Genomic DNA, 12628 nt, shown 5'->3' with positions numbered 1-12628 from the left:
AAAGGCGCAAGCGCGACGACCGCGATCGCGCTTGCTCCCCGCGCCGAAAACGTGCGTAATCGCCTGATGCGCACGCTGTTTCTCGTCATCGGCCTGATTGCCCTGCTGATGGGCCTCGTTTGGACCGGCCAGGGTGCCGGCCTGATCCAATGGCCGGCGCAGAGCTTCATGATCAACCAGTCGCAATGGATGTGGTACGGCGCCTCCACGGCGTTCGGCGGCCTGCTGCTGATCCTGATTTCTCGCAAGGTGTGACGGCGGCGCGCTGACGCCATCCGGATGATCGCCCCCCCCAAACAGTACGGCCGCTCCGAAGAGCGGCCGCCGGGATCAATTCGTTCTGCGCTCGGTTGGCAAAAGATCAGCTCTCACTGCGCCTTGATCTTGTCGAGCCACGGCTTGGCTTGCGGAAACTCCTTCAGCAGCGTGGCGTAAACATCCGGAGCAGTGGCGCGGAACGACGCCAGGTCGGGCTCGATCAGTTCCACCTTGCCGCTCGTCTTGATGGTCTCCAGCGCGGACGCATAGTCCTTTTTGTAGTGATCGATGGCGAAGGTCACGGCTTCGGCCGCAGCCTCACGGAAGATCTTCTGCTGCTCCGGCGACAGACTATCCCAGCGCGACTTGGAGATGATGATCAGCGCCGGCATGTACATGATCTTGGTGAGCGAGAAGGTCTTCGACACCTCGACGAAGCGATCCTGCAGGAACAGATCGGGCGAATTCTCCGCCGCATCCACGGCGCCGTTCTGCAAGGCCAAATACAGCTCGGTATAGGCCATCGGCGTCGGCTGAGCACCGAGAGCCTTGTAGGCCGTGACATAGCCGGGGCCCGGAATGACGCGGATCTTGAGCCCCTGCATGTCGGCGGCGGTTTTGATCCCGCGGCCGTTGGTGAAGGTGTTGCGCTCCAGCGCCGAGATGAACCCGAGGCCGACCATGCCGTATTGCGGCAGCAGGCCGAGCATCTCCTTGCCGATCGGGGATTGCAGCGTCTTGTTGGCTTCGTCGACCGAGGAGAACAAATACGGGAAAGAGAACACGGTGTAGTCCTTCACCGTGTTCTCGAGTGGCGCCTCGCCGGTGACGACGATGTCCTGGGTGCCGGTCCGCACCGATTGGATCATCTTCACCTCGCCGCCGAGCTGCGCCGCCGGAAACACGTTGATCTTGATCTGCCCCTTGGACTTTTCGCCCACCAGTTCCGCCAGCTTGGCAGCCGCGGCATGATAGTGGCTGGCGGCACTCAGGACGTGCCCTGCGTTCAGCTCCAGCGTCTGCGCGCCGGCGGCGAGCGTGCCGGCAAAGAGCAAGGCGGATGACAATAGATAACGTGCGGTTCTGAGCATGCTCGGCGGGTCCTTTTCTGGGCGGAAGAATCTCACAGCAGCGCCAGCGACAACGCGGGCACGTAGCTGATGATGAGCACGTCGATGGTGAGCACGCCGAGAAAGACCAGGACGGGCTTGGTCATCGCATCCATGCTGACTCCGGAGATTTCCGAAGCGACGTTGAGGTTGACGGCGACGGGCGGCGTCACCATGCCGATGGCGATGTTGACGATCATCACCAGACCGAAATGGATCGGATCGATGCCGTATTTGAGCGCAAGCGGCGCCAGGATCGGACCGAGGATGAGAATGGTCGCCAGCGCCTCCATGAAGGTGCCGACCACGAACAGCAGCACGTTCACCAGCAGCATGAACATGATCGGCCCCGAGGCCACCTGCCCCACGAGCTGCGCGAAGTAATGCGGGATCCGATTGATCGTCATGGCGTGGCCGAACAGCGCCGCGAAGGCGACGATGAGCATGACCATGCCGGTCATCACCGCGCTGTCGTTGAGGATTTTCACGACGTCGGCGAAGCTGATCTCGCGATATACGAAGCAGCCGACCACAAAGCCGTAGATCACGGCCACCACCGACGCCTCGGTCGCCGTGAAGGCGCCCGAATAGATGCCGCCGAGAATGATCACCGGCATCAGCAGCGCCAGAAAGGACTCGCGGCCGCTGGTCACGACCTCCTGGGCCCAGGCGCCGAACGACACCGGCTTGGTGCGGTCGAAATCGTTGCGCTTGGCGATGATGCAGATGGTGAGGATCAGCGACAGGCCGATGAAAATGCCGGGCAGAATGCCGGCGATGAACAGTCCGCCGATCGAGACGTTCGCCACCAGGCCGTAGATCACCATCGGCAGCGACGGCGGGATGATGGCGCCGAGCTCACCACCCACCGCGACGGTGGCGGCGGCGAACGGCTTGGGATAGCCCTTCTTCACCATCGCCGGGATCATCGTCGCGCCGACCGCGGCGGTGGTCGCTGAGGACGAGCCGGAGATGGTCGAGAAGAACATGCAGGTCAGGATGGCCGAACCGCCCACCCCGCCCCGGATCCAGCCGAGCAACGCGCTGGCGAGACCGATCAGCCGGTTGGAGATGCCGCCGGCCTTCATGATGTTGCCGGCGAGTACGTAGAAAGGAATCGCCAGCAGCGCGAACGAATCCAGCGCCTCGAAGACGTTCTGCGGCACGGCGATCAGGTTGATGCCCCGCTCCATCAGCGCCACCACGGCAGAGATGCCCATCACGGCGAAGATCGGGACGGTGAGTGCCAGCGTGAGAGCCATCGTTCCGAACAGAAGGGCCATCTCGCTGTCTCCTCAGACGATCGATGCGGCCGCTTCTTCGGCGGCGGCCTGCGCGGCGCGGCGTTCCGATCGCCGCTGGAAGTGACGCTCGACCATGAGCGCCAGGATGTTGATGATCGCCACGAGCGATCCGACCGGCATGGCCGCGTAGACCCAGGCCATCGGCAGGGCCATCACGGTCGAGGTTTCCATGGTGCCGAATTGCACCCAGCGCGCCCCGAGCCAGACCAGCAATGCGAAGAACGCGATGGTCAGCAGCAGGCCGGCGGTCCGGATCGCATCCCCCATCGCGGGCGGCAGAGCGTCCGCCGCACTATCCATCGCGATGAGAGCGCCGCCCCGAGCCGCCACCGCGGCTCCAAGAAAGATGCACCAGACCATCAGGTAACGCGCCAGTTCCTCGGTCCAGGGCGCCGCCACGATGATCCCGAATTTGGGGAGGACGAAGCGCACGCAGATCTGCGCCGCCACCGTCGCCACCATGATCCCGAGCATGGCGCCGACCAGATGACGGAGCGCCGCGTTCATTCGTTCAATGATGTCGAACGTCCGCTTCACATTCCGTCTCCGCTTCGGTGTCTGTCAGGCGACGTGCGGTGCGGCCTTGCGGCTTTCGCCGATCGACCGCACCAGATTCTCAGCCACTGTTTCGATGTGCTTGCGCAGTAGCTTCACGCCCCCCTCGACGTCGCGAAGGCGAGCGAACGCCAGCAGATTGCGATGGTCGACGGACTCGTGTTCGACGTCGGCCACCACTGCGAGCTGAAGGTTGATGTAGCGATTGGCATTGTCGTGGACGCCCTTGAGCAGCTTGAGCGCGATCGTGCGTCCGGCGGCGGCATAGAGCGCGGAATGGAAGCGCCAATTGAACTCGCCCCATTTGTCGATGCCGCTCGCCGCGCTCTCGGCGATGACGGAGTCGGCAAGGGCGAAGTCCGCCTCGGTCATCCGCGGGATTGCGAGGGCAAACAGCCAGGTCTCCAACTCGACGCGGATTTCGAAGATCTCCTGAAGCTCGGCGAGCGACAGCGAAGAGACGACCGTGCCTTTGTGAATTTCGGACACGACGAGACCCTCGGCCTCGAGTTGACGGATCGCCTCCCGCAGAGGAACGCGGGAGACGCCGAGCTCGGCCGCGAGCTTCTCCTGGCGCAGTGGCGTCCCTTCCGGCAGGTCGCCGGATACGATCCGCTGGCGCACCGCGCTGACGATCTGGTCGGTAAGTGATTGCCTTCCCAGCTTGGTCACGACTGGCTCCAAAATTGAATACGATATTCAATGATGATTTCGAAACATCCCGCAAGGGTAGAATTTGGACTGAATTTGCAAATTAATTGAGCAGACGACCCTGTTGCATCGCCGAAGGAGCAGATGATATCGAATATTGTATTCAATTTTGGAGGCAGAGCAATGACTCGGTGGAGCGGCGTTTTTCCGGCGGTGACGACGAAGCTGAAGCAGGATGGCGCGCTGGACCTGCCCGCGCTGCAGCACAGCCTCGACCGCCTGATTACCAACGGCGTCTCGGGCGTCATTCTTCTGCCGATGCTCGGCGAGAACGCCTCGCTGTCGATGGACGAGCGGGCGCAGGTGCTGAGCGCCGGCAAGGAAGCCGTGGCGGGGCGCGTCCCCATGCTGAGCGGACTAGCCGAGATCTCCGCCCGCTCCGCCGCCGAGGCGGCGCGTACTTACGAAAAGCTCGGCGCGCAGGGGCTGATGGCCTTCCCGTCGATCGCCTACAAGAGCGACAAACGCGAAACGGTTCGCTGGTACAAGGACCTCGCGGCGGCGTCTTCGCTGCCGATCATGATCTACAACAACCCGATCGCCTACGGCGTCGATTGCACGCCCGACATTCTGGAGCAGCTGGCGGACACGCCGCAGATCGTCTGCATCAAGGAAGAAAGCGGCGACATTCGGCGTGTCACCGACGTTTACAACGCCTGCGGCGACCGCTTCGCGGTGTTCTGCGGCGTGGACGACCTGATCCTGGAGAGCGCGGCCCTCGGCGTCACCGGCTGGGTATCGGGCATGACCAACGCCTGGACCGCCGAATGCGTTCGCCTGTTCAACCTCTGCCGCGCGGGCCGGTTCGACGAAGCCCGCCCGCTCTATCGTCTGCTGACGCCGGCCTTCCATCTCGATACGCACGTCAAGCTCGTGCAGTATATCAAGCTCGCCGAGCACTACGTCTATGGCGCCCCGGAATGGGTCCGCGCCCCTCGCCTACCGCTGGAAGGCGAAGAACGCGCGCGCGTCAGTGCGGTGATCCTGGAGACGATCAACCAGCTGAAAGACAAGGCCGCGGCCTAGCCTTCAGATAGCAGGCAAGTCACACCGCCACCCCACCCGGCTCGCCCGGTGGCGTGGCGGCTCTCAGGCGGGGTTCGCGCAACGAGACTGGAGTTCGCTATTGCGACCCCGGCCCTGCGGCGCCTCTGCCCTCACCGCCGAAACGTCTTGATCTCCGACACGCTGCCGTCGCGATAAGTCAATTCGACCGACACCGACTTCACGTTCGACGGCAGCTTGAAATACGGCGTGGCGCTGCTCGGGATCGCGATCGGGTCGCGCATGTCACAGGCCGGCATCTTCAGCACCTTGTCGGGTACCGCGCTGTCGATGCCGATCCGCGCCTCGCGGATCGCGCAACGATACGACATCAGATGGGTGTAGTAGACGAGCAGTCCGTTGTAGTCGCGGAACGACAACCAACTCGTCGCCGTCATGTCGAGGATCTTGCGCTGATCGCGCAGCAGCGCCGCTTCCGGGTCGAACCGGATCGGAAATGGCCCCTGCAATTCGCCGTTCGCATCGACGTAGCGCACCTCGATGGTCGAGGCCGGCGCGTCCGAGGGAAGCTGAATCGACGGGTTCGGCAGCCGCTTGCGCGTGCGCGGGTCGAGCGAATCCATGAAGCCGGTTTCGCGGAATTCGCTTTCGCCGGCCATCCGCCACGAGATGCCGAGCGTCGGATCGGCAATCGAGAACACCACTGTCCAGCCGCCATTGTGGCGCGAGAAGCTGGCGATCGGCGCGTTCAGGCTCTCCGAGGTCGGCGGCTGCAGCGGCGCCACCGGCGGCAAGGCCGCGACCTTCTCGGGCGGCGGGCTGGGCGCCACAGCAGCGCTCGCGGCCGGCTTCGGCGGACCGTTGAGGAACACGTCGTCGACCATCTGATCGAAATACACCGGCACCTGCTTGTGGCCGACGGTCTCCGCCATCTCGCTGACCAGGCGCCGCGTGCGCTGCGCCACCTGCACGAGATTGTCGCCGGGGTCGCGGATCTGCTTGGCGAATACGCGGGTGAACACCGAGTTCGGATCGGAGTCGTTGTCCGACAGCCGGTCCAGCGCGGTCTGCCGCGGCCCGGCCGAGAAGATCGAGAACACGCCCTCAGGCAGCGTCGTCATCGGCGCGAGACCGCCGCGCCCGGCGAGCGCGCGCACGCCACGGCGGTCGAACGGATTGTTGCGGCAGGCGTCGAGCACCAGGATCGCGGTCCGCGCACCGCGGTTCTGCAACCGGTCGACGATACGGTCCGCCATGATCGAGGCGTCGCGGACCAGCTCTTCCTGTCCCTCCGTCGCCGCCGGCACGTCGGTCGGTAGCAGGAAGTTCTGGCCGGCGATTTCGAAGCCGTGGCCGGCGTAGAAGAAGAACGCGGTGTCGCCCGGCTCGATGCTGTTGTCGAATGCCAGCAGGCTCTGGCCGAACGCGGCCCGGGTCTGGTTCTCGGCGATCATCACCTGAAAGCCGAGCGCGCGCAGCGTGTCGCCCATGGTGCGGGCGTCGTTCACCGCCTTCTGCAGCTTCGGCACATTGCGATAATCGTTGTTGCCGATTACCAGCGCGACGCGCTTGGCGGCCTCGGCGGGCGCGCACCAGATCAGCACCGCCGCAAAAAGACCGACCGCCGATATCCCGCGCTGTCGCAGCGATCGCATTCCCAGGTCCCCGATGAGCCGGACGGCCGAACGGCCCGCCTGCGCCATAGTCGGCCAAAACCGGGGCGCGGTTCAACCCGCCTCGTGCCGCCGTCAAGCACCGACACAAAAGCCCCCCAAACTGCAAGAATATTAAGCTTTTCAGGCGTTTCATACGCGGACGCATTGACTTTGCGCGATTCCGGCCTATGTTCCGGCCGTGATGCGGCCCGGTATCGACTAGCGATATCCCGACTGAGCCGCCTGTCCGCGACCGACATCCCCGTGCAACATTGCTTGCCGCTCCGGGGCTGAGCGCGACAGTGATTTCCGAGAAATCCTGGCGGCGGTTTCATCAAGTGGCGTGATCTTCGAAATGGTTCAATTCTCGTTCGGATCGGATCGCGCCGACAACAGAGGCTAAATGTCCTTTTCCAATCTCGGCCTTTCAGACAAGGTCCTCGCCGCTGTCGCGGCCAGCGGTTACACGACCCCCACCCCCATCCAGGAACAGGCGATCCCCCACGTTCTCGCCCGGCGAGACGTCCTCGGCATCGCCCAGACCGGCACCGGCAAGACCGCCGCCTTCGTGCTGCCGATGCTGACGATGCTGGAAAAGGGCCGCGCCCGGGCTCGCATGCCCCGCACCCTGATCCTCGAGCCGACCCGCGAGCTCGCCGCCCAGGTCAAAGAGCAGTTCGACAAATACGGCGCCGGCCAGAAGCTCAACGTCGCACTGCTGATCGGCGGCGTTTCGTTCGGTGATCAGGACCTCAAGCTCACCCGCGGCGTCGACGTGCTGATCGCCACCCCGGGCCGACTGCTCGACCACACCGAACGCGGCGGCCTGCTGCTCACCGGCGTCGAGATGCTGATCATCGACGAAGCCGACCGGATGCTCGACATGGGCTTCATCCCGGACATCGAGCGGATCTGCAAACTGGTCCCCTTCACGCGGCAGACGCTGTTCTTCACCGCGACGATGCCGCCGGAAATCCGCCGCGTCACCGAGACCTTCCTGCACAATCCCGAAAAGGTCGAAGTCTCCAAGCCGGCCTCCACCGCCGTGACGGTGACCCAGTCGCAGGTGCCCTGCGGACGCGAGCCGCACGAGAAGCGCGAAACGCTGCGCCGCCTGATCCGGGCGTCCACCGACCTCAAGAACGCGATCATCTTCTGCAACCGCAAGCGCGAAGTCGCGCTGCTGGCGAAGTCGCTGCAGAAGCACGGCTTCAGCGTCGGCGCGCTGCATGGCGACATGGACCAGTCGGCGCGCACCGCCGCGCTGGATCAATTCCGCAAGGGTGAGCTGCCGATCCTGGTCGCCTCCGACGTCGCGGCCCGCGGCCTCGACATCCCCGAAGTCAGCCACGTCTTCAACTTCGACGTCCCGCATCACCCCGACGACTACGTCCATCGCATCGGCCGCACCGGCCGCGCCGGCCGTCTCGGCACCGCGATTTCGATCGTTGCCCCGTCCGATCAGAAATCGATCGCCGCGATCGAGAAGCTGATCGGCAAAGAGATTCCCCGCGCCGAGTCCGGCCCTGCCGTCGAGGTCGAGGAAGAGCAAGAACGCCCCGCGCGTTCGTCCCGCCGCTCGTCCGAATCGCGCCATCGCGAACCGCGCGAAGCACGTGGCGAGGAACGCGCGCCGCGCGAGAACCGTGAACCGCGCGAGCCGCGTGGCGAAAGCCGCCGCGAGCCCCGCGATGCGCGCAAGCCGCGCCGCGAGCCGCGAAGCACGCCCGCCGCTGCAGCGCACGCGTCGTTTGGATCGGCGCCGCCGCCGCGCGACACTTCCTCGGAGCCCGGCGATCACTCCCACCTGCCCGCCTTCCTGCTGCGGCCGGTGCGGGCGCGCGGCTGACATGATGCAGTGCGGCGCGGAATTGCCGCGCTCCGCACGCCTTCCTGTCCTGTGGGTTCCGTGAAAATTTACGCGGCGTTCACCGTCACCCCGTAGTTTTTACAACCGGGAATGGCGGACAGTGTGGTCCGCCGGGGACGCGGTGGCACCGATGCAGGATGAACACGAGCGCAGCATGGCGTATGCCGAGCTTGCGCTGAACCAGATCAAAGCGCTGCGGCAGCCTGCAATGCCGCGCAACTACGAGATCTGGTACGTCTACGCCACCGGCTACAACGCCGAGCTCAACAAGGCGATCAACGAAGCGCTGGCCAACCGCGGCCGACTGAGCGACTCGGACCTCGAACAAATCCACGACTGCTACCTGTCGCCGAGCCGGACCAACGACCGGATCGACCGCATCGGCGCGCGCGTGGTCAGCGAGATCGACGACATGATGTCGCTGCTCGCCGACACGCTCGGCACGACGGCGACCTTCGGCGACAATCTGAAGGGCGCGAGCCAGACGTTGTCGCTCGCCACCGATCACGAGCAGATCAAGGCCATCGTCGAGCGGCTGGTCTCGGCCACCCGCGAGATGCAGGAAGCCAACAGTGCGCTCGAGGAACGACTTTCGACCTCGCGCCTGGAAATCTCCAATCTGCAGGCAAATCTCGAGGCGATCCGCGCCGAGAGCCTGACCGATCCGCTCACCGGCCTCGGCAATCGCAAGCATTTCGATCGCGTCGTCAGCGAAGCGGTGCGCAGCGCCGCGGTCAACCGGCGTCCGCTGTCGCTGCTGATGATCGACATCGATCACTTCAAGTCGTTCAACGACAATTACGGCCACCTCACCGGCGACCAGGTGCTGCGTCTGGTCGGGATGACGCTGAAGCAGACCATCAAGAACAACGACATCCCGGCGCGATACGGTGGCGAGGAATTCGCCGTCGTGCTGCCGGAAACGCCGCTGCGTCAGGCGCTGATGATCGCCGACGACATCCGCCGCATGGTAATGTCCAAGGAGCTGAAGAAGAAGTCGACCGGCGAGATCCTCGGCCGCGTGACGCTGTCGGCCGGCGTCTCGACGCTGAAGCCGGACGACGATGCAGATGCCCTGATCGAACGCGCCGACGCGTGCCTGTATTCGGCCAAGCGCAACGGCCGCAACCGCGTCATCTGCGAAACCGACCCCGAATTCCGCAAAGTCGAAACCGCCAAGGTGGCGTGACTTCTATCTTTGAAATCCATCATCGCCGGATCGCTCCGGCGATGACGGTTGGTTCAACTATCAACTAGGCACGGCCCATTGGCCCGTCAGGGCGTCACGGTTGCGACGGCGACCGAGGGCTTGGGGCTGAACACGAGGTAAAGACCGCCCGCGACCAGCGTGCCGACCAGCCAGCTCAGATCGGCGCCGCCGAGCATGTACACCGAGATCGGGCCCTTGAAGACCGGCAGCAGACCGTTCTGGAAGAACCAGCCGGCGACGAGTCCGACGACGAACGCAATGATCCCCGGCCAGTTCACGTCGCCATAGGCGCTGGTCTCGGGCGACTTGTAGAGTTCGGCCACGTCGATCACGCCCTTGCGCCGGATATAGAAGTCGGCGAGCGCGACACCTGCGAACGGGCTCAGCCACATGATGAGGCCGATCATCCAGTGGTCGAACGCCTGGGCGAAGTTCGGCGCGAACACGAAGTAGAACGTGACGAGATAGCCCGCCGCGCCGACGATCAGCGCGAGCACGATGCGCGGCACCCGGATCCCCATGCTGAGCAGCGCGAGGGTCGCCGAATAGACGTTGAGGATGTTGGTGGCGATCGGCCCGTGCAGCACCAGCGCCAGAACCAGCACGGCCATCGGGCCGCCGAACACCGCGCTTACCATCTTGGCAGGATCGGCATCGTTGGTCACGCTGGCGATCGTCGCCCCGAGAATGCCGAGCCAGACCACCGGCAGATACATGCCGGCGAAGCTGTACCAGAACACGCTGGCCGAGGATTCGGATTTGCGGACAAACCGTGAGTAATCCGACGCCCAGGTGACCCAGGAGATGCCCCAACCGACGCCGATCGCGGCCGTCAGCAGCGTCATCATTGCGTAGCGCTCGCCGGGAGCCAGCGGACTCACGAGATTCCAGTTGACGACGCCCGGCTGCGTCCACGCGGCGACGCTGATCAACACCATGATCGCGACGGTCGCCGGAACGGTGTATTTCTCGAACGTCCGGATGGCGTAGAAGCCGTAGGTCCCGATCCCGATCTGCAGCGCCATGATGATGGTGATGACGATGAGGTTCGGGACGGCGGTGTCCGGTACGCCGAACTGGCCGAGGATGCCCATCGAGATCTTGACCGGGAAATACGTATTCACCCCGATCCAGCCAAGCGTCATCAGGAACACCAGCGCAGCCGGCAGATAGGCCCCGCGCCGGCCGAACGCGGCGCGGCTGAGCACCATCTGGTTGACGCCGGTCTTGTGTCCCATCACCGTGAACGAGGCGAACAGCGCACAGCCGACGAGATTGCCGAGCACGATGACGGCAATCACGTCCCAGATACCAAGCTTGAGGATGATGCCGAGAGCACCCAGCGCCCAATTGATCGGCGCGATGTTGGCACCGGCCCAGATCCACATCTGCTGAGCGCCGGTCGAATCCCGATCCGCAGCCGGAATCGGCTCGATCGCATGATCGTCAAGTCGTAGTTCCGTCTTCGCCATCTGCTTTCCCTCAGTTTCGCCGCGAACACGCGATGTGTGCGCCGCATCGCCACTCCCTCGCCGGCGCTCGCGCACCGGCGTGGCTCGCTTCCGTCGGAACGGAAATTTGTGCGTTTCGAGGTACGGTTCTGCGGCCAGCCACGACGTATCTCGCCGAGCCACCACCGCACACGACGACGTCGCAGTCCTGCCCGGCGTCGTCGGGGACGCCCAATCCAGTCATGCAGATACATCCTCGACTAATTAGGAAGCACGCTTCGCATTCGAACTTGCACGGTTCGTGCCAGACGCGCGGGACCGTTTGAACGGTGTGAATTGATCCGGCACGCGCCGAATGATGCCTCTCGTACAGGCAAATGCCGCCTCGCTGCGCTTAGCCCTGCCCGACCACGCTATTACTACGACGTCGCAAGAATCGAGACGCAACCAAAATAGCGTTCGAGCCAACTGTCGATTGCGAGAGCGATCAGACGCGTCGCGAGCTGCTACTCACTCCGTCATGGCCGGGCTCGTCCCGCCATCCACGCTTCGCTGGCATTTCCATCATCAAGGCGTGGATACACGGCACAGGCTGGGTATCACGCGTTGAGAAAGGAGTTCGGTTTCAGAGCCGTGGAGCGCCGCCAACCGTCGCGTTCGTCTCCAGAGCGAACGCCTGCTTACGTCGAGGGCTTCAATAGCTCGCTCGCGATGCATCTGTGCTAGCTAATTACTCAGAGATCGGCAGCATCTCGATCCGACTCCGGAACTCGATGCTTTTTGTCGCTTAGCTTGGAACGTTTGATGAGCAGGATAAGCACTCCGTGCCTCTGGCACGCGCATATCTGTGCGCTCGATCGATAAACCGTTCGAGGCACGACTTCTTTGAGAGCTCCGCAGGAAAGCCGTGGATGCCCGGGGCGAGCCCCCGCGATGATGACAGGCGTGGTATCAGCAATTGATATCGGCGCTGGCACTCATGACTTCGCCGGCGCGCGCCTGGTCGCAGCGGGCTTGCCCGGCGACTTTCTCGGCGAAGCTTTGCGCGGGGACCGAGCGGCCTTTTCCGCCGGCGCTGCCTTGGCGGCTTTCTTCGCGCCCTGTGCCTTCGCTTTGGTCGCCTTCGGCGCGGCGGGCTTCGTCGCCGCCGCTTTCGGCTTGCGTGGCTTGGCCAAGGCCGCCCGCTCTGCAGCGGCCAGCGCGGCGCGCGCCCACTCCACCAGCTCATCCGGCTCGTCGAGCAGCCTGTCCGGCAGCCGCCAATACGACGCGACCGTCACCGTGCGCTGGCGTGTGGTGTAAGCGAACGGCTGCGAGCCCTCGGCCTCGAACCTGGCAATCGTGGCGCCATCGGTGCGCAGATAGATGGCGCCCCGGAGCACCAACGCGAAATTCACGCCGTCGACTGAAATGCCGAAGCCGGAGAACATTCGCCGAATCGCCACCGGCCCAAACGGCTCGAACAAGTCGGCGAGATATTCACGATCCATCGGCGCACCG

General features: G+C 64.3%; 11 protein-coding genes. 4 read left to right on the top strand and 7 right to left on the bottom strand.

Annotated elements, in window-relative coordinates:
• The first annotated feature begins 66 nt into the window (after positions 1-66).
• Positions 67-255: a hypothetical protein gene (locus ACFFJ6_RS19680; RefSeq protein ID WP_378392219.1), complete on the top strand. Its 189-nt coding sequence runs from the start codon at positions 67-69 to the stop codon at positions 253-255.
• Positions 256-368: 113 nt separating this feature from the next.
• On the opposite strand, the gene ACFFJ6_RS19675 is transcribed toward ACFFJ6_RS19680, so the two are convergent.
• The 4 genes from ACFFJ6_RS19675 to ACFFJ6_RS19660 form a co-directional block, all read right to left on the bottom strand.
• Positions 369-1349 (bottom strand): TRAP transporter substrate-binding protein, encoded by a 981-nt coding sequence (locus tag ACFFJ6_RS19675; protein WP_378390968.1) that lies wholly within the window; start codon positions 1347-1349, stop codon positions 369-371.
• A gap of 32 nt (positions 1350-1381) precedes the next feature.
• Positions 1382-2650, bottom strand: coding sequence for a TRAP transporter large permease (locus tag ACFFJ6_RS19670; RefSeq protein WP_378390966.1), 1269 nt, complete (start codon positions 2648-2650; stop codon positions 1382-1384).
• Between the two features lie 12 nt (positions 2651-2662).
• On the bottom strand, positions 2663-3133 hold the full coding sequence (locus tag ACFFJ6_RS19665) for a TRAP transporter small permease (protein WP_378390963.1): 471 nt from the start codon (positions 3131-3133) through the stop codon (positions 2663-2665).
• A gap of 99 nt (positions 3134-3232) precedes the next feature.
• Positions 3233-3898: a GntR family transcriptional regulator gene (locus tag ACFFJ6_RS19660; protein WP_378390961.1), complete on the bottom strand. Its 666-nt coding sequence runs from the start codon at positions 3896-3898 to the stop codon at positions 3233-3235.
• A gap of 162 nt (positions 3899-4060) precedes the next feature.
• On the opposite strand from ACFFJ6_RS19660, the gene ACFFJ6_RS19655 reads away from it, so the two are divergent.
• The gene (locus ACFFJ6_RS19655; protein WP_378390959.1) at positions 4061-4963 is read left to right on the top strand and encodes a dihydrodipicolinate synthase family protein; all 903 of its coding nucleotides are present in this window, start codon (positions 4061-4063) and stop codon (positions 4961-4963) included.
• A gap of 131 nt (positions 4964-5094) precedes the next feature.
• On the opposite strand, the gene ACFFJ6_RS19650 is transcribed toward ACFFJ6_RS19655, so the two are convergent.
• Complete coding sequence (locus ACFFJ6_RS19650; protein ID WP_378390957.1) at positions 5095-6597, bottom strand: caspase family protein; 1503 nt, start codon at positions 6595-6597, stop codon at positions 5095-5097.
• Positions 6598-7000: 403 nt separating this feature from the next.
• Between ACFFJ6_RS19650 and ACFFJ6_RS19645 the strand changes: the two genes are divergently transcribed.
• Positions 7001-8446, top strand: coding sequence for a DEAD/DEAH box helicase (locus tag ACFFJ6_RS19645; RefSeq protein ID WP_378390955.1), 1446 nt, complete (start codon positions 7001-7003; stop codon positions 8444-8446).
• A gap of 142 nt (positions 8447-8588) precedes the next feature.
• Positions 8589-9656, top strand: coding sequence for a GGDEF domain-containing protein (locus tag ACFFJ6_RS19640; RefSeq protein ID WP_378392217.1), 1068 nt, complete (start codon positions 8589-8591; stop codon positions 9654-9656).
• 86 nt (positions 9657-9742) lie between these two features.
• On the opposite strand, the gene ACFFJ6_RS19635 is transcribed toward ACFFJ6_RS19640, so the two are convergent.
• Both ACFFJ6_RS19635 and ACFFJ6_RS19630 read right to left on the bottom strand, forming a co-directional pair.
• Positions 9743-11149, bottom strand: a complete 1407-nt coding sequence (locus tag ACFFJ6_RS19635; RefSeq protein ID WP_378390953.1) for a purine-cytosine permease family protein — start codon at positions 11147-11149, stop codon at positions 9743-9745.
• 956 nt (positions 11150-12105) lie between these two features.
• Complete coding sequence (locus ACFFJ6_RS19630) at positions 12106-12618, bottom strand: TfoX/Sxy family protein (protein ID WP_378390951.1); 513 nt, start codon at positions 12616-12618, stop codon at positions 12106-12108.
• Positions 12619-12628 lie beyond the last annotated feature (10 nt).

The sequence above is a fragment of the Rhodopseudomonas telluris genome (assembly GCF_042432815.1).
Classification (GTDB): Bacteria; Pseudomonadota; Alphaproteobacteria; order Rhizobiales; family Xanthobacteraceae; genus Rhodopseudomonas; species Rhodopseudomonas telluris.
The sequence above is the reverse complement of the archived record's forward strand: the minus strand, read 5'-3'. Positions and strand labels throughout refer to the sequence as shown.

Excerpts from the sequence above, each read along its gene's own strand:
- ACFFJ6_RS19680 (WP_378392219.1), top strand. The coding sequence starts at position 67 with ATGCGCACGCTGTTTCTCGTCATCGGCCTGATTGCCCTGCTGATGGGC.
- ACFFJ6_RS19675 (WP_378390968.1), bottom strand. The coding sequence starts at position 1,349 with ATGCTCAGAACCGCACGTTATCTATTGTCATCCGCCTTGCTCTTTGCC.
- ACFFJ6_RS19670 (WP_378390966.1), bottom strand. The coding sequence starts at position 2,650 with ATGGCCCTTCTGTTCGGAACGATGGCTCTCACGCTGGCACTCACCGTC.
- ACFFJ6_RS19665 (WP_378390963.1), bottom strand. The coding sequence starts at position 3,133 with ATGGTGGCGACGGTGGCGGCGCAGATCTGCGTGCGCTTCGTCCTCCCC.
- ACFFJ6_RS19655 (WP_378390959.1), top strand. The coding sequence starts at position 4,061 with ATGACTCGGTGGAGCGGCGTTTTTCCGGCGGTGACGACGAAGCTGAAG.
- ACFFJ6_RS19650 (WP_378390957.1), bottom strand. The coding sequence starts at position 6,597 with ATGCGATCGCTGCGACAGCGCGGGATATCGGCGGTCGGTCTTTTTGCG.
- ACFFJ6_RS19645 (WP_378390955.1), top strand. The coding sequence starts at position 7,001 with ATGTCCTTTTCCAATCTCGGCCTTTCAGACAAGGTCCTCGCCGCTGTC.
- ACFFJ6_RS19635 (WP_378390953.1), bottom strand. The coding sequence starts at position 11,149 with ATGGCGAAGACGGAACTACGACTTGACGATCATGCGATCGAGCCGATT.
- ACFFJ6_RS19630 (WP_378390951.1), bottom strand. The coding sequence starts at position 12,618 with ATGGATCGTGAATATCTCGCCGACTTGTTCGAGCCGTTTGGGCCGGTG.